The organism is Vibrio sp. 05-20-BW147 (genome assembly GCF_013369385.1).
GTDB classification, from domain to species: Bacteria; Pseudomonadota; Gammaproteobacteria; order Enterobacterales; family Vibrionaceae; genus Vibrio; species Vibrio floridensis.
Map to the genome: position 1 here is coordinate 281029 of NZ_SZTO01000002.1, position 17757 is coordinate 298785.

The 17757-nt window shown below is 46.1% G+C and carries 15 protein-coding genes; 13 read left to right on the top strand and 2 right to left on the bottom strand.

Annotated features, from left to right (window positions below; genetic code table 11):
- Positions 1-196 precede the first annotated feature (196 nt).
- The gene (locus FC652_RS02580; protein ID WP_176297364.1) at positions 197-673 is read left to right on the top strand and encodes an HAD family hydrolase; all 477 of its coding nucleotides are present in this window, start codon (positions 197-199) and stop codon (positions 671-673) included.
- 78 nt (positions 674-751) lie between these two features.
- Here FC652_RS02580 and FC652_RS02585 read toward each other — a convergent pair whose 3' ends face one another.
- Positions 752-1582: an HDOD domain-containing protein gene (locus FC652_RS02585; protein ID WP_176297365.1), complete on the bottom strand. Its 831-nt coding sequence runs from the start codon at positions 1580-1582 to the stop codon at positions 752-754.
- 214 nt (positions 1583-1796) lie between these two features.
- Between FC652_RS02585 and FC652_RS02590 the strand changes: the two genes are divergently transcribed.
- The 10 genes from FC652_RS02590 (at position 1797) to pheT (ending at position 14541) form a co-directional block, all read left to right on the top strand.
- Complete coding sequence (locus FC652_RS02590; RefSeq protein ID WP_176297366.1) at positions 1797-2372, top strand: DJ-1/PfpI family protein; 576 nt, start codon at positions 1797-1799, stop codon at positions 2370-2372.
- Entirely contained in the window at positions 2369-2917 is a 549-nt protein-coding gene (locus tag FC652_RS02595; protein WP_217904491.1) for a GNAT family N-acetyltransferase, read from the top strand. The genes FC652_RS02590 and FC652_RS02595 overlap by 4 nt, the downstream gene beginning before the upstream one ends.
- A gap of 198 nt (positions 2918-3115) precedes the next feature.
- On the top strand, positions 3116-3925 hold the full coding sequence (locus tag FC652_RS02600; protein WP_176297367.1) for a helix-turn-helix transcriptional regulator: 810 nt from the start codon (positions 3116-3118) through the stop codon (positions 3923-3925).
- Between the two features lie 255 nt (positions 3926-4180).
- A complete protein-coding gene (locus FC652_RS02605; RefSeq protein WP_172572628.1) occupies positions 4181-4969 on the top strand; it encodes a TetR/AcrR family transcriptional regulator in 789 nt (262 codons plus the stop codon).
- A gap of 184 nt (positions 4970-5153) precedes the next feature.
- Complete coding sequence (locus FC652_RS02610) at positions 5154-7529, top strand: RND family transporter (RefSeq protein WP_176297368.1); 2376 nt, start codon at positions 5154-5156, stop codon at positions 7527-7529.
- Positions 7530-7542: 13 nt separating this feature from the next.
- Positions 7543-8361, top strand: a complete 819-nt coding sequence (locus tag FC652_RS02615) for an outer membrane lipoprotein-sorting protein (protein ID WP_176297369.1) — start codon at positions 7543-7545, stop codon at positions 8359-8361.
- A gap of 12 nt (positions 8362-8373) precedes the next feature.
- Positions 8374-9558 carry a hypothetical protein gene (locus FC652_RS02620; RefSeq protein ID WP_176297370.1) on the top strand — a complete coding sequence of 395 codons (1185 nt, stop codon included), beginning with the start codon at positions 8374-8376 and terminating at the stop codon, positions 9556-9558.
- Between the two features lie 210 nt (positions 9559-9768).
- The gene (locus FC652_RS02625) at positions 9769-10884 is read left to right on the top strand and encodes a GGDEF domain-containing protein (RefSeq protein ID WP_176297371.1); all 1116 of its coding nucleotides are present in this window, start codon (positions 9769-9771) and stop codon (positions 10882-10884) included.
- Positions 10885-11151: 267 nt separating this feature from the next.
- Entirely contained in the window at positions 11152-12135 is a 984-nt protein-coding gene (gene pheS / locus FC652_RS02630) for a phenylalanine--tRNA ligase subunit alpha (RefSeq protein WP_176297372.1), read from the top strand.
- An 18-nt stretch (positions 12136-12153) separates the two neighbouring features.
- The gene (gene pheT / locus FC652_RS02635; protein ID WP_176297373.1) at positions 12154-14541 is read left to right on the top strand and encodes a phenylalanine--tRNA ligase subunit beta; all 2388 of its coding nucleotides are present in this window, start codon (positions 12154-12156) and stop codon (positions 14539-14541) included.
- A gap of 102 nt (positions 14542-14643) precedes the next feature.
- On the opposite strand, the gene pncB is transcribed toward pheT, so the two are convergent.
- A complete protein-coding gene (gene pncB, locus FC652_RS02640; RefSeq protein ID WP_176297374.1) occupies positions 14644-15957 on the bottom strand; it encodes a nicotinate phosphoribosyltransferase in 1314 nt (437 codons plus the stop codon).
- Positions 15958-16234: 277 nt separating this feature from the next.
- Between pncB and FC652_RS02645 the strand changes: the two genes are divergently transcribed.
- Both FC652_RS02645 and FC652_RS02650 read left to right on the top strand, forming a co-directional pair.
- A complete protein-coding gene (locus tag FC652_RS02645) occupies positions 16235-16948 on the top strand; it encodes an NUDIX hydrolase (RefSeq protein WP_011080240.1) in 714 nt (237 codons plus the stop codon).
- Positions 16949-16960: 12 nt separating this feature from the next.
- The gene (locus FC652_RS02650) at positions 16961-17605 is read left to right on the top strand and encodes an isochorismatase family protein (protein ID WP_176297375.1); all 645 of its coding nucleotides are present in this window, start codon (positions 16961-16963) and stop codon (positions 17603-17605) included.
- Positions 17606-17757: the final 152 nt, after the last annotated feature.

The following is a 17757-nucleotide window of genomic DNA, read 5'->3' on the forward strand; positions in this document are numbered from 1 at the left end:
CTATCCGCAATACTGCTACGGATATTAAGAACAAAACATGAGTGGAAAGTCCCTCTCATGGCCTGGCACGCAACGCGTGTTGCGCGAATTAACGGACAATTTACCACTTGAGTCTAATGAATAAAATCTATTATTACGACAATAGCTGCTTATTGAGACATAGGTAAAAATGGTAGCGAATTTTCATGGAGGAACAATGCATAAAGCGATCTTGTTTGATTGGGGGAATACCTTAATGAAAGACGATGCCAGCCAAACTGGAAAGATGAGGTATTGGGAACAAATTCAATTGATTAACGGAGCTAAAGAGGTGCTAGAGGCACTGAGTGAGCGCTACGATATCTACATCGCAACCGGAGCGGCTGATTCAACAATTGAAGATATTCATGCAACGTTTCAGCGAGGCGAAATCGATGTTTTTATCAAAGGATATTTTAATCGAGAAAACATTCCTTTTGCGAAAGGTTCAAGTGATTTTTATCTCGCCATTTCAGCCTCCCTTGGGCTAAAACCCAATCAGCTTTGCATGATCGGTGATAGCTTGCAAAAAGACATTCTACCAGCGAAAAAGGCTGGGTTAACCGCTGTTTGGCTGCAGGAGGAAGTGGGGCCGCACCCTTCAGGTATAGTGACGATTCAACACTTGCATCAACTTTGTGCGATTTTGCTGTAGCGCTTTGCTTGAGTCGGTGAATGAATCCAGTAAGTGGGCTGAAACACCACTTACTGGAGGATGGTGACGCCGTTTCTCTTAAGCGGCGACCATCTGCATTGCGAGGTCGCGACCGTTTCCTCGGATTCTGTCTATTTGGTCAACAAATGTCGCCGAAATGCACAGCAGTCTTGAATCGGGATGGTTAGCGAGAAAATGAGCTTTTTCATTCGAGTCTTTGAAATCGTCCCAGCTGCTGTTGATGGCTCTGGCAAAATGGATAATGCTGGCCAGTTTGGGTGAAACATCGGCTTCTCTCGGCTCATGGAAATGTTCAATGGCATCCGCCATCTCTTCTGGGAAGTTCCAACTGCGCGCAAGTTTTGCTCCAAGTGTGGGAGAAGAGACATTCAACAACTCCTCTTGGACGGTAATGGGGTCGGCCCCCTTGGCCACTCTTTGATTAATGACTAAAGCTTGTTCGGGGACCAGCGTGTGAATCATCAATTCGCCAATATTATGCAATACGCCAGTGGTGAAGGTCTCATTCACATCCATACCAGCTTCGGCCGCCAATTTGGACGAGATAACAGAGACTTCAAACGTGTCGGTCCAATATTGCTCCATGTCTAACGTGCTCACCTTTGGAAACGCGCTGGAGAGGACTGATGCCACGACTAACGTTCGTACCGGTCCAGTACCAACACGAATAAGCGCATCGTTGATTGTCGCAATCGTTTTTTTTCCGCCAAAGTGGGCAGAGTTGGCCATTCGCAATAGCCGTGCGCTGAGCACTTGATCCATCGATATCTTTTTGGCGAGCGCACCAAAGTTAACGTCTTCTTGGTTAACCATCTCCAGTAATTCTTGCAGAAGACTTTGAATACGTGGTAATTCATTTAATCGAGTTATTAATGCAGCCTGACTCATGTTCTGTCTCCTCAGTGCTCAGCGTAATGAGCGTTAGTCATTTGAATATAGGTCAGGTCATTTGATGTTTACAAAAAAGTAGATAATTCCGATGGTGGCCTTTGATACCTGTATGGGCAAGGTAATCAGAGCAGTGAATCTGCAGCGTTAAGCGCGCTTAGAAAAGCGCTTAAATCCCTTGGAAGTCAAACAATGAATAATCAGTGAGGCAAGGATGAACATTGGAATTTATATTTATGATGAGGCGGAGGTTCTCGATTTTGCAGGGCCGTTTGAAGTGTTTTCAACCGCCAACCGTTTTGGTGAACACCATTGGCAAGTCGCATTGATTGGCGAAACAGGTAAGCCGGTAAAAGGGCGAGGTGGCTTCTCTGTTCAGCCTCATTATTCCATTGACAATCACCCTCACTTAGATTTGCTTTTGGTTGTAGGGGGTGTTCATCGTGATGAAATCAAGAAGCTCAATGTTATCAACTGGATAGGTACAACAGCAATACGGGCGAATTTAGTCGCCTCCGTGTGTACCGGAAGCTTTCTGTTAGCGGAAACCGGCTTACTGGATGGCTTGGAAGTCACGACGCATTGGGAAGACATCGAAGATTTAAAACAACGTTACCCCAAGCTGACTGTTTTGTCGCAACGACGTTGGGTAGATAGCGGGAAATACACCACCAGTGGTGGCATTTCTGCTGGTATAGATATGAGCCTCTATTTGGTCGCCAAGTTGAAAGGCGAGGATTTGGCTCGTCAGACAGCCAAGCAAATGGAGTATCAGTGGAATCAAGAATGAGACAATACGTGACGAGTGTGGATGAAGCGCGTTTGCATTTGAGAATGCTTCACGGCAGCGATGATGCGCCATTGTTGGCCTTTGAATACGAAAATCGCTATTGGTTTGAGCGATTTATTACACCGAGAGAACCGTCGATATTTTCCGAGAAGGGGATACGAAAACACATTGACTACTGTTTGTCAGAGTATGGACATAAGCGAATGTTGCCGATGATTGTTGAATCGGATGAGGGTGCGATCGTGGGACGGGTCAACTTTCACGATATCAAGTTCAACCGTGGCGTTGCGACACTAGGTTATCGATTTGCTGAGAACGTGGCGGGCAAAGGCATTGCTACGCAAATGGTCAGCAAAGCGATGTCTGTATTGCAACGGCTCGGTTTTAGACGTGTGTTGGCGGTTGTTGCTTCAGACAACATTGCATCGCAAAGAGTGCTGGAAAAGTGTGGTTTTAGGCAAATGAACCTCATTGCAAACTATGTCATTTTGCATGGCCAGTCGGTCGACTGTTATCGGTATGAACACCAGTTTAAAGTGAGATAATTGCTCGCGTGATTAGATGAAATTTGATGAGATTGGGAACGATTGAATCGGTAAGGCAACAAAGAGGTCGCTTGTGCATGAAGGTAAAAATAGGTTATTGAGCACATTATTTATTACTAAATTAATATAAACAGTTGCGAAAGATTTTGAACTGGTTACAAATGTAGCCCAGAAATACTGACAATAGGGAAAGAAAAAATGCAAGATACCACTCCCGAGTATCTGTTGGCTGCTTTAAGACAGGCGATTAAAAGCAAGGGGCTGACATATCGAGAGTTGTCTGACAGGTTAGGAATACCTCTTTCTACGTTTAAAAGACACCTTTACAGCTCGAACATTTCGCTGGATAAATTGCTGGAATATTGCCGTGAGACAGATACTTCTTTAGAAGAGTTACAAAAGCTGGCAAATCAGTTAAAAGAAAACGATCAAAACTACTTTAGTCAAACCCAAGATGATGTGTTTTTTGAGTATCCCGAAATCTATGACTTTTATAGAGAGTTAAGACACTTACGTGATAAAAATGGCTTCAACTGGATGAGGGAAAAGCACGGTCTAGATGAAGCGACCACGCGTTCTTATTTTCATGCTTTAGAACTGCTGGGACTCATCAAGTTAGACGAGAAGTATGGCTTTAGCTTAGTCGGGCCGATGTACTACAGTTTTGCCGAAGAATCCAAGCTCAACAAAAAATACACCCAAATACTGATTGAGCAGACCATCGCGTTTCCTGATTGTGTCAAGGTTGGTTTATCGCGAATGAATCTGACCGATGACCAATTAAAAGCGGTGGGCAAAATAGTGGCGACAGAAGTGCTACGCTACCACAGCGAGAATATGGCGGATGGCAACTTCTCGGTGACAGATTTCAAAAATGTCATGTTGATCAGCAGTCCTCATGGCTCTTTGATGTTTTCAGACGGCATCGGCTCACTACCGCAAGATGTGCTAGAACAGATCAAAGATCGCATCGAGCAAGCAGGGGATAAACCTAGTTTGGCCCTCTAGTTACTCGCAAAAAATTACCCTTTCTTGGCCGATGCAAAATAGCCTTATTTTGCGTCGGCTTTTTATTGCGTCTTTGTATTGATGCTATGAATTTCATTTTGGTTTTATATTGATGAAGAGTGTTGACATGGATAAATTTAAAGCTATTATGACGAAGTGTCATTTGTGACGATTCGTCAAAAATGAGTGAGATTCCTTTAATAGGGATTCGTGTTACAATCGCAGCGGGAGTACGTCGATACGGAAGAGTGAATGATGTTTAGCTTTGGTTGTAAGAAAAGTGATGAGCAAAAAGGGTGTGGATTTTCGGCTGGAAAGACGAAAAAACAGCAAGCTATCGCTGATCGAGAAGTTGAATTAATTCTGTTAGCAAAAGCCATTGTACAGAAGGAAGGATTTGCCAACCTTACGATGGACAAACTAACAGCGGCCAGTCCGTACTCAAAAGGGACGATATACAATCATTTTTGCAGCAAAGAGGATGTGATTTTAGCGCTGTGTATTCATTCGCTAAAAAATGAAGCGCTTCTCTTTAATCGTACTGCAGCGTTTGAAGGTACGACGCGAGAAAAAATGATCGCTATGCATGTAGGTTACCGTATCTACTCGCGTCTAGAGCCTGTGTTATCGACCTGCGCCATCATGGCCAAAACACCATGGGTGCTAGAGAAAGCGTCGCCTGCGAGGGTGAATGAGTTAAATGAGCTTGAAGAGAAAGTGATTTCAGGTGCGGATGCTCTCGTGAGCTACGCGGCCGAAGTCGGCGATGTGAAGTTTTCACCCGCAGTGGGTTCTGATGCCATTGTATTTGCTAACTGGTCAATTGCATTTGGTTCGAATGCCTTGACGCAAAACGCATCAAACAGTCACTGTATCAGCCGCCTTCAAGATCCATTTACGGTGCTACATAACGCGAATTTGCTACTTGATGGACTCGGATGGAAGCCGCTTTCGAGCGAATGGGATTATCGCAAAACCTGGCGACGGGTAGAGCAAGAACTGTTTGCTGAAGAGATCGCTTATCTCGAATCTGTTGGTCGTTAAGGGGACCAAGCCAATCTTAGGATTGGTTTTTAAATCACACTAAGTGACGAATCGTCAAAAAATGAACTTGGAAAAACAAAACATAGGTTGTTCTTTGTTGATTCCAAAATTCTTCCTCTCTTAACCAGCATTTGCTGGTTTTTAAAGAGAGATTATTGACGAAACGTCACAAATGGAGAGTGTGATGAACCATCTTCAGCAGTCAACCAATGAACGCACTTCACTGCTCGCGTTCTCAACGCGGTTCAGTTTTTGGACCCTTATCATCAGCCTGATTGCCATTGTCGCGACTGCGATGGGGGCAAAAAATCTCTATTTTCGTGGGGATTACAATATCTTTTTTGATGGCAGTAATGCTCAACTACAAGCCTTTGATGAGATTCAAACCACCTTCGCGAAAACCGACAACATCGCGTTAGTCTTAGCGCCTAAAAGTGGCGATGTGTTTGACCAGCGCACACTGACTCAAATCCAAGAAATGACGGAACAAGCGTGGCAAGTCCCTTATTCAAGCCGTGTCGACTCGCTTGCCAACTACCAACATACCGAAGCGATAGACGATGATCTGCTGGTGGAAGATCTTCTTTATCAATCGTATCCACTTACAGCAGAACGCATTGCCAAGGTTCGCACGATTGCGATGTCAGAACCGCTACTGGTCAACGCTTTGGTCTCCGAAAAAGGCGATGTTGCGGTTATCAATATCACCATGCAAATGCCAGGGGTGAATGAAACTGCTGAAGTGAATGAGGTGGTCGCGTATGTCGAACAAATGCTCAGCCATTATCGCGCACAGTATCCTGATGTCACTATCTACAAAGCGGGTATTATCGCGATGAACCATTCGTTTGCGATGGCGGCGCAAAACGACAGCGCGACGTTAGTTCCGACAATGTTGTTGGTGATTTTGGTTTTTCTCACCCTCATGCTGCGTTCGTTTCTCAGTGTTTTGGCGACATTAGTGGTGATTATTGGCGCCATTGTTGCGACGTTAGGCATTGTCGGCTGGGCGGGGATGTTTTTGCATGTGGCCTCTGTGAATGTGCCGACACTGATCATGACATTAGCGGTGGCAGACTGTGTTCATGTCATTGCCAGCATGCGCCATTTTATGCGCCAGGGCATGCCGAAATCACAAGCGATTCATCGTAGTGTGACGCTCAATTTTGTGCCTATCATCATTACTTCAGTGACCACCGCGATTGGTTTCTTGATGATGAACATGTCTGATTCACCCGTGCTACGAGACTTTGGTAATTTGTCTGCGCTAGGGGTAATGATCGCGTGTGTGTTGTCCGTGAGTTTACTGCCCGCCTTGCTTAACCTGCTGCCAGTGCGTTTTAGTGCCAAACAAGCGGGTCAATCGTCATCGTCGGATATTATGGATAAGTTGGCGGATATTGTGGTGCACAGACGTAACGTTTTACTGCCACTTTCCATCGTGGTGATTGCAGGCAGTGCCGCTTTGATTCCTTACAACAAAGTCAACGATGAATCGGTCAAGTATTTCGATACCAGTAGCGAATTTCGACAAGCGGCCGATTTTATGGAGCAACGAATTAGTGGCATGACCACGATGAGCATTGCCATTAAAACGCATCAATCACAAGGGATTGCCAGTCCGGAATTCTTAGCGGCTTTGGGCGAGTTCACCCAATGGCTACGCGAGCAGCCTGAAACGGACCACGTGGCATCGCTGTCGGACATCTATAAGCGCCTAAACAAAAACATGCACGGTGATGATAATGCCTATTACGCATTGCCGGCAGAGCGTGAGTTGGCCGCGCAGTACTTGCTTCTCTACGAAATGTCATTGCCATTTGGCCTAGATCTGAATAACCAAGTCAATGTCGACAAGTCTTCCGTCAAACTGCAATTGACTGTGAAAAACTTAGGCAGCGTCGAGTTGGTGGCCTTGGAAGAGCGCATCTACCAATGGTTTGCCAGCCATGCGCCGCGATATCAAGTGGTGGCATCAAGCCCATCGCTGATGTTTGCTCATATCGGTGAAACGAATATGGCCAGCATGCTGTCTACCTTGCCGATTACCTTAATCCTCATCTCAGCATTGATGATTTTTGCTCTGCGCTCATGGCGACTTGGGGTAATCAGCTTGGTTCCGAATATTGCCCCAGCGGTGATTGGTTTTGGTCTTTGGGCGTTGATCTCCGGTGAAATCAATTTAGGTCTGTCGGTTGTGGTGACTCTGACGCTTGGCATTGTCGTCGATGATGCAGTCCACTTCCTTGCCAAGTATCAGCACGCACGCAAAGCAGGGCAAAACTCAGAGCAGGCAGTGCGATATGCCTTTCATACTGTCGGGCGTGCTTTGTGGATCACCACCGTCGTGTTAGTGGCCGGGTTTTCGGTGTTGGCCATGTCGCAATTCCGCCTCAACTCAGATATGGGGCAGTTAAGCGCCATCGTTATTTTCGTCGCTTTGGTGATCGACTTCGTTCTATTGCCATCGTTACTGATGCGATTTGATACAGCGGAATACGCGCAGTTGGAAGCCGCTCAAGAGCCGAACACAACACCCATTCAACCGAATCAAGCATAATAAGGACATCAAGATGAAAAAACTCAGCTTACAAAAACTCAATACGATGGCGGTGGTGGCGGCTTTGTTTATCGCACTATCTGCTGCACTGGGAGTCACGCCAGCAATGGCCAATGATCAAGTCAAAGGACTAGAAATCGCCAAGGAGCGCAAGCAGCGTGACCTTGGTTGGGGGGACTCGGTCGCGACCATGGAAATGCTCCTCAAAAATGCACAAGGCGAAAGTAGCCTTCGTTTGATGCGTTTGAAGTCGCTGGAGGTCGAAGCCGATGGTGACAAAGGGCTCACCATCTTCGATGAGCCAAGAGACGTTCAAGGTACGGCGTTTCTCAACCATTCTCACATCAGCGATGCGGACGATCAGTGGCTCTATTTACCAGCGCTTAAACGGGTGAAACGTATTTCGTCACGCAATAAATCCGGTCCTTTTATGGGCAGTGAGTTTGCCTATGAAGATCTCAGCTCGTTCGAGCTGGAAAAGTACCGTTTTGCCTATTTGGGTGATGAATCGATAGATGGAGAAAACGCATTTGTCATCGAACAAGTGCCAACGGATGAAAACTCGGGCTATACGCGCCAACTGGTCTGGCTGGATCAGCAACATTATCGTCCTTTGAAGATGGAGTTCTATGATCGCAAAAATGCGTTACTCAAAACCCTCGTGTTCAATGAGTACCAGCAATACCTCAATCAATACTGGCGAGCCCATAAAATGACGATGGTGAATCATCAAACAGGCAAAAGTACAGAACTGACGACCAATGCAATGGCGTTTCGAACGGGCTTAACGGAAAGCGATTTCGAGCAAAACGTGCTGAAACGCATCAAGTAATGGGATCGATACATGAAGAAAACCATCGTTAAGGGAGGCCAGTTGCTGGCCTCAACGCTGCTTGTCACCGCAGCGTTACCATGTTTTGGCATTGAGCTCTCGGGCAGCGCAAGTCTTGAACATAGGCAGTTCTTTTCATCAGGGTTACAAGGCCAAGACAAAGGCCAAAGTTCTTTGGTATTCGAACCTGAATTTTATTGGCAGCAAAGTGAGGGTAATGGCCGTTTTACTTTTATTCCATTTTATCGTTGGGATGCGGTGGATGAAGAGCGCTCTCATGGCGATATACGCGAAGCACTCTACCTCAATTATTGGGGAGATTATGAGCTCAGAGCAGGCGTCGGCAAAGTGTTTTGGGGGGTAACGGAATCGGCGCATTTAGTGGATGTGATTAACCAGACCGATGCGGTTGAATCGGTAGATGGCGAAGCCAAATTAGGACAGCCGATGGTGCATGTGACGGTCGTAAAAGAGTGGGGAACAACAGATTGGTTTGTGCTGCCGTATTTTCGTGAGCGAACGTTTTCAGGCGAAGAGGGCAGGTTAAGGCCTAATCCGCCCATTTCTCAAGATGCGTTATATCAATCTTCGCAAGCGGAGAAACACACCGATTTTGCCTTTCGATATAGCAAAATGCTTGGAGATTGGGATGTCGGAGTCAGCTATTTTAAAGGCACCAATCGTGATCCCTACTATCGTTTGGATGGGGGAGAGATAAAACCGTACTACGTACAAATGTCTCAAGTTGGCATTGATATCCAAGGTATTGTCGGAGATTGGCTGTGGAAGCTTGAGAGCATTTACCGAGATAGTGACGATCACCACACCGGTGTTGTGACCGGTTTTGAATACACATGGGTAGGCGTGTTGGACTCCGTCGTTGATATCGGCTTTATTGCGGAATACTTGTATGACAGCCGAGGAAACAATGCTCAGACGATAGGGCAAAATGATGTTTTTGCAGGGCTACGTTTTGCCTTTAATGATGAGGATGGCACCGAACTCTTAATGGGTATAACTCAAGATCTTGATAATAGTGACGTATACAACGCCAAGCTTGAAGCGAGCAGCCGAATTAACAATCAGCTCAAGTGGCGTATCGATGCATGGCTGTTTGAGAATGAAACCCCGAATGACCTGCTATACTTTGGTCGTAAAGATGACTTTATTGAATTTTCATTAGATTACCATTTTTGAATATAACTAACTGATTTTTAGCGTTATATTTTCGATATTGATTGAGGTGGATTATTGGTTTTGTTTTTGTGATACCGATTCAAATTAGATCCACCTCATTTTTTCAACATTTCCATAAAGCTCTTTCACTATATTCACTATAAAATCCCTCGAAAAATGAGTGGATTTAGAGTGTTCACGAAAAACGGACACATTTTAAAGGGCTGTCAATTGAACTCATTCAAATGGGATAAAAACTTTGAAACGGGCATCACAGATGTTGATGAGCAACATCAATATTTGGTGGGTTTTATCAACCGATACGGTGAGCTGATTTCAGAAAATACGATATCAATACAAGACATTCAAATGGCATTGTTTGAGCTGTCGCGTTACGCCGAGTTTCACTTCAAAGAAGAAGAAAACTTGATGCGTAACGCGGGTGTCTATCACGAGCATTTGCAATACCATATCAAAATTCATCGCGCTTTCATGTCTGACATCATGGGCATGCAGAGCTTTATCTCGGAAGAAAACAAAAAATCCGCAGAACAATTACTGCATTTTCTGATTCATTGGTTGGCTTATCATATTTTGGGTATTGACCAAAATATGGCGAGACAAGTGGAAGCGATTAAATTAGGGATGTCACCGCAACAAGCCTATGAACAAGAAGAACGGAAAAGTAATTCTTCGACTCAGCCGCTGCTTGATGCGTTGAACGCGTTATTTAATCAAGTCTCGGAGCGTAACCGAGAGTTGTTGTCGCTTAATCAGTACCTTGAACAAAAAGTGGAGGAGCGCACACGGCAGCTGGTTGAAGCCAATAAACAACTGGAAGTGCTCTCTTATACCGATTCTTTGACTAAGTTGCCTAACCGTCGCTGCGCCATCCAAACACTTAAAGAGCTGTGGAATGATGCTTCTTTGGCTGACGCGCCGTTGGTGTGTATCATGATTGACGCGGATTACTTTAAACAAGTGAACGACAGTTGCGGCCATGAAGCTGGTGATGTGGTGTTGAAAGAGTTAGCGCACACGCTGAAACACAGTTTCCGCAGTGACGATATTGTTTGTCGTTTGGGTGGAGATGAGTTTTTGGTGATCTGTCCAAATACCGATTTAGCGGGCGGTTTGCATGTCGCTGAGCTTGTACGTCAACAAGTGAACAATTTGCTTATCCCGACAGGCTTGGAACCATGGCGCGGCAGCATCAGTGTCGGGGTGGCAGAAAGAACGCCCGCGATGAGCACCTACACAGAGTTAATTCAAGTCGCGGATGATTCTGTCTATCGCTCTAAGCATCATGGTAAAAATTGCGTTAACGCGACTCAATTCAACTCTTAATATGCTCAATTCGTCTCTGGGCCATCTTGATTCAGAGACGAACTAGCGCTTATCTTTTTGTTCACTTCGCCTCTTTTTCAGCCAAATGCCATTAATCGGATTTCTGGGATTTTGTCCTCTTTTGATATTTGGCGTCTTTTTACTCAATAACCTCTTCTTTTAATAATTCAATTTGGCATTAGAGACGGGTTTAGCTACTATGTACAGCTATCAAAAAAGTACCAATTACTCCCTTATGGACACTACCAGAAGGTAGATGAGGAAACGATGCAACATCTACAAGAGATCATTGCTAACGCGAATGCTGCGATTGATGCCGCACAGTCGCTTGTCGCACTCGATGAAGTGCGAGTTCAGTATCTAGGTAAAAAAGGCGAGCTAACGACTCAACTACAAAGCCTAGGTAAACTTCCACCAGAAGAACGCCGCGAAGCTGGTCAAGAGATCAACAAAGCCAAAGAGGCTGTTCAACACGCTTTAGCTGTGCGTAAAGACGCACTACAAAAAGCGGAATTGGAAGCAAAACTGTCTTCAGAAACCATCGACGTGACCCTACCTGGTCGTCGCATCGAAAATGGTGGTCTTCACCCAGTTACGCGTACAGTTGAGCGTATTGAACAGTTTTTTGGTGAGCTAGGCTTTAACGTTGAGTCTGGCCCAGAAATCGAAGATGCATTCCACAACTTCGACGCATTGAACATCGCAGCGGATCACCCTGCGCGTACAGACCACGATACCTTCTTCTTCAATCCAGATTTGATGTTGCGTACCCATACGTCTGGCGTACAGATCCGTACGATGGAAAATGGTAAACCACCATTCCGTTTCATCGCACCAGGCCGTGTATACCGTAACGATTACGACCAAACGCACACGCCAATGTTCCACCAAGTGGAAGGCATGCTGGTGGATGAAAACGTGAATTTTGCACAGCTAAAAGGCATCTTGCACGATTTCCTATGTAACTTCTTCGAAGAGGAAGTTGAAGTCCGTTTCCGTCCGTCTTACTTCCCATTCACTGAGCCTTCAGCAGAAGTGGATGTAAAAGGTAAAAACGGTAAATGGTTGGAAGTGCTAGGCTGCGGTATGGTTCACCCGAACGTACTTCGTAGCGTTGGCATCGATCCTGAAAAATACTCTGGTTTCGCATTCGGTATGGGTGTTGAGCGTCTAACCATGCTTCGTTATGGCGTGAACGACCTACGTTCGTTCTTCGAGAACGATCTTCGTTTCCTAAAACAGTTCAAGTAATCCAGAGGTTTAAGCACAATGAAATTCAGCGAATCTTGGCTTCGTGAGTGGGTAAACCCTGCGGTTACTACTGACGAGCTTACTCACCAAATCACTATGGCCGGTCTAGAGGTAGACGATGTTCTTCCTGTAGCAGGCACTTTTAACGGTGTTAAAGTTGGTCACGTTGTGGAATGTGGTCAACATCCAGATGCAGACAAACTACGTGTAACCAAAGTCGACGTGGGTGAAGAAGAGCTTTTGGACATCGTTTGTGGTGCAGCGAACTGTCGTCAAGGCCTGAAAGTGGCTGTGGCAACCGTCGGTGCTGTGCTACCAGGTGATTTCAAAATTAAGAAAGCGAAACTACGTGGTCAGCCTTCACACGGCATGCTTTGTTCATTCACAGAGCTAGGCATCGATGTGGAATCGGATGGCATCATGGAACTGGCTATCGATGCACCAATCGGTATGGACTTCCGTGATTTCCTAGCACTGAATGACGTGACCGTAGACGTTGATTTGACGTCTAACCGTGCTGACTGTTTCAGCATTCGCGGGATGGCGCGTGAAGTGGGTGTACTCAACCGTGCTGACGTCACTGAGCCTTCTGTTGCTCCTGTTGCGCCTTCTATTGATGACACTGTTGCGATTGAAGTGAAAGCGCCAGCCGCGTGTCCACGTTACCTTGGTCGCGTGGTGAAGAACGTTAACGTTCACGCGAAAACACCGCTATGGATGCAAGAAAAACTGCGTCGCTGTGGCATTCGTTCAATCGATCCAGTGGTTGATATCACAAACTTTGTTCTTCTAGAACAAGGCCAGCCAATGCACGCCTTCGATCTAGCGAAGATCGACGGTGGTATCGTGGTTCGTTTGGCAGAGCAGGGCGAGAAAATCACTCTTCTTGATGGCAGCGAAGCAGAATTGAACGCCGATACATTGGTGGTTGCAGACCATAACAAAGCACTGGCTATCGCGGGTATCTTTGGTGGTGAAGAGTCTGGTGTAACCTCTGAAACCAAAGATGTGCTACTTGAGTGTGCTTTCTTTGCACCTGACCACATTCGTGGCCGCGCTCGTAGCTACGGTCTACACACAGATTCTTCAATGCGTTTCGAACGTGGTGTGGATTACGCACTGCAAGCGAGTGCAATGGAGCGTGCAACCGCACTGCTTGTTGAAATCTGTGGCGGTGAAGTAGCACCTGTTGTTGCTGTAGAGTCTGAAGTAGAACTGCCTAAGCCAAACAAAGTGGCACTGCGTCGCACGAAACTGGATAACCTTCTTGGCCATCACATTGCAGACAGCGACGTGGTTGAGATCCTAGAGCGTCTGGGTATGACGGTAGAAACGACCGCAGAAGGTTGGGTTGCTGTGGCACCAACATGGCGTTTCGATATCGCGATTGAGCAGGATTTGGTGGAAGAAGTTGGCCGTATTTACGGTTACGACAACATTCCAAACCAAAACCCAGCAGCCGCACTGAAAATGCACGATCACCAAGAGGCAAACATCCCTCTTAAACGTGTTCGCGATCTGCTTGTTGACCGTGGTTACCACGAAGCGATCACTTACAGCTTTGTTGAACCTGAACAGCAGAAATTGGTTGTTCCAGGTGTTGATGCACTGATCTTGCCAAACCCAATTTCTGCAGAAATGTCAGCAATGCGTCTTGGCTTGATTCAAGGTTTGCTAAACACGGTGGTTCATAACCAGAAGCGTCAGCAACCACGTGTTCGTCTATTCGAATACGGCCTGCGTTTCATCCCATGTGACACGGCTGAAAACGGCATGCGCCAAGAGCCAATGCTGGCTGGTGTTATCGCAGGTACTCGCAGTGAAGAACATTGGAACATCGATACCAACACGGTTGATTTCTTTGATCTTAAAGGCGATGTGGAGGCAATTCTTGAGCTTTCTGCAAACGACAAAGCATACAGCTTCGTTGCAGCAAAACATCCAGCACTTCACCCAGGTCAGTCAGCGGCTATTGTTGTTGATGGTAAAGAAATCGGTGTGATTGGTACGGTTCACCCTGAGCTAGAGCGCAAGTTTGGTCTAAATGGTCGCACAATTGTGTTTGAGATCGAATGGTCTGCAATCAATCGCAAAGTGATCCCTGAAGCGGTGGCATTGTCTAAGTTCCCTGCAAACCGTCGTGATATCGCGGTTGTTGTTGATGAAGCGGTTGCTTCTGGTGACATCGTTAACGCGTGTCTAGAAGTGGGCGGCGAGTTCCTTAAAGCGGCAAAACTGTTTGACGTTTACGTAGGTAAAGGCGTTGAGGAAGGCAAGAAGAGCCTTGCAATCGCTTTGACTCTACAGTCTAACGAGCGCACGTTGGAAGATGCCGATATCGCAGGCGCGGTAGATGCCATCGTTGCACATGTGTCTGAGAAGTTTGGCGCGTCACTGCGCGACTAATCTTAAACATAGAAGACAAAAAACCTGCCAGTTGGCAGGTTTTTTTATGTCTGTCGTTAATCGCCACGAAAGGCGCCATGAGAGGACAGGGGCAAATTTGTTTTAAGCGACGCTTTGAATGCGCTTTTTCTGCTGACGTTTCATCTGCTTTAGCGTTTCGATCGCTTTATCAAGGTCCACTTCTAAGCCAAAGCGTTGCTTGAGGTTCATCAAGAAGAAGATGTCTTCACACATGGCTTTCTCCGGCTCGTCGCTGATTTTTGCCACTGGGGAGCCATTACATTCCGCCATCTTGACCACCATTGATATCGGTTGGTAACGGGTGCCTTTGTCATTGGTCCAATTCCCCATATCATTGGCGAGGAAAGTGCCAATGCCAAAACTTATCTGTGCGCGTCCGGCGAAATACTCGCAAATATCAAGCGCACGCGCAAAATCCAGTCCATCGGTAAAAATCAAGGTTTTAGTGGTTGGATCGATGCCTAGACTTTCGTAATGGGCAATGATTTTATCTCCCCAAACAAATGGACTGCCGGAATCGTGTCTCACGCCTGCATAGGCAGTGGCTTTGTCTAGGTCAAAATCGCTAAGAAACGCATCAATACCGATGGTGTCGGTTAGAGCGATACCAAGGCTGCCATCGAACGCCTCAAGCCATTTGTCTAATGCGACACGCTGAGAGTGTTGAACAGCGACAAGCGCTTGATGTGCCATGGTCCATTCATGTGCGACCGTGCCAATTGGCGTTAAATTGAACTCTTGAGCAAGGTGATAATTACTGGTGCCTAAGAGCAGTTCTGGTACTCGTGCACGCAATACGTCAAGCATCGTTTTTTGCGCAGCAAAGCTAAATCGGCGTCGTGTCCCCATCTCAGAGAAGCGGAAATTAGTAATATTACGGCGTTTAAGTTCCGAATCTAAAAAGTCCAGTTTGTCCTCTAATACCTTGTGCAGTTGAGATTGGGGTATTTGTGCCCAATAACGACGATTGCGCAGCTCTGAGATAATACTCATCACTAAGGTTTCGTAGAGAATGGTTTCGTGCCAAATGCCATTTATGGTGGCTCGGAGCTGGCAATCGCCCTGTGCGGTGCGGAAAATACCGACAGAGACTTGTTGCTGAGGGTGGAAGCGGAAGGTTTCTAAATAGGAGAGAAACTCTGCCGTTAAATAGGGCGCTTTCTCTGCCAAGTAAGCCAGCTGGGCAGCATCAAAGCGAAGCTCTGCGAGGCGGTTGATTTCCTCACGAACCTCTTCCACTAAATCAGACAAGTTATCATCAGAGCGAACGATCAGTTCGTAGCGCACTTGTGTTTGAGGATAGAATCGATACGCGGCTTGCATCATATTGATTTTATACACATCTAAATCAAGAACACTTTGAATAATGGCTGGTTGAAAAAGTGGCGCGCACATGTGTCTGTTTTCACCCTGTTTAGGTTAAGAACATTTTGTTCGTTAATGTGCTGAACTCTAAATGAGAGAGTATGGTTTGTCAATTTTTGTTACTAACATCCCATGGTTTGGCGAGGTAGGTACCAGGCTAATTTGATTCTTATGTTTGACGGATAAAGCATGCCTGGAATTGAATGATTAGGTATAAATCAAAGTTAGGAACAAAAGTGTACTTTCCTATTGACCCTATAGGATCGTCTCAGTATTGTAGTGCCAGTTTGATATTAAGAGTTGCCGTATGATTGTTACGATTGACATGATTTGCCTGAAGCTAGGTGAGAAAGGGCTGGAAGTTCTGCTGATTAAGCGCACCAATCCTGAGAGACCACAGCATGGCATGTGGTCTATTCCGGGAGGGTTTGTGTTTGAACACGATTTATCCCAAGAGGGAGGACAACCCGCTGACGCTGATTTTGATTCTGCACGACGTCGTATCTGTCGGCAGAAAATTCATACCTATCCTCACTACATCAGTGAGCCGATGGTGGATGGTAACCCAAAACGCGATCCCCATGGTTGGAGCGTGACCATCGCCCACTATGCACTGCTTAATCAAACCAATATCGAACAAATTCAAAACTGTGGTTTGTGTGATCAGCAATTGGCTTGGTTCGCGCTTGAGTCGGTGCTGCAAGGGGAAGTGGCGCTGGCCTTTGACCATGCCGATTTAATTCGCCTCGCATGGACCAAGTTGCGTGCCGCGATCGAATACACATCGGTGGTCTTGTTTGCACTCGAAAAAGAGTTTCTCGTTTCTGACATCATTCACGCCTACGCCAAGTTTGGTGTGGATGTGAACCGCATGACGATCAAGCGACGTTTGATCGACACTGGTGTGATCGTGAGCGCGAATAAAATTGCCTCGACCAACAAAGGGAAGGGAGGCAAACCCGCTCAGGTCTATAGCTTAGCGGATAAACACGTAACCTATTTTCAAACTTGCTTGCGTTAAAGGGAGTTAAACATGGTAGATATCTTCAAAAATCGCACAGCGTCGTTAGACGTGGATCCGCAACAAGGGTTTAGTGAGTTATGCCCCAATGAACTTCCTGTCTCCGGTGCGTTAGAGATTGTTGAAGCGTTAAAGCAGAATCATACAAAAGCAAAGCTGAAGTTAGTGTCGCGCGATATGCATCCTCCGGGAGCCGCGTGGGAAGCTGAAACGCCTGCAAACATGTTAGAGCCGGTTGGCCTTCCGGAAGTGGATATTAAATGGAATCCACATTGTATTGTCGGTACGCAAGGTGTCGAATTGCTGCCGGGCTTACCTGCTATTCGAGAGTACGATTTCCAAATGAACAAAGGTATTGATCCCGATGCCCACCCATACGGGGCGTTTTATCATGACCAAGCCGATACACTATCGACAGGGGGAATTGAGTTCCTTCATGCCCACGGAATAGATACTGTGCTTGTGGGTGGATTGGCGTTGGACTTTTGCGTGAAAAAATCCATAGAACAGCTTGTCGCCGCAGGCTTTAAGGTGATTCTAAATTTGGCGTCAACTCGCGCAGTGTTTCCAGAAAACAACGCACAGGTGCTTAGTTACTTAACGGCGCTTGGCGTTATCTGTATCGATGATGTGAATCAAGTGCAACTGCACGAATGAAATACTGCTATTTTTGAAACAAATCGCTAGGGTGTTATCCTATTTATGTGCATGTTATTGCGGTTGCAACTTACTGATAAAAAGGAAGGTTTTGTCAGGGTGGTGAAAAAATATGCGATAGCTAACGAAAATATCAAATAGATAAAAATTTC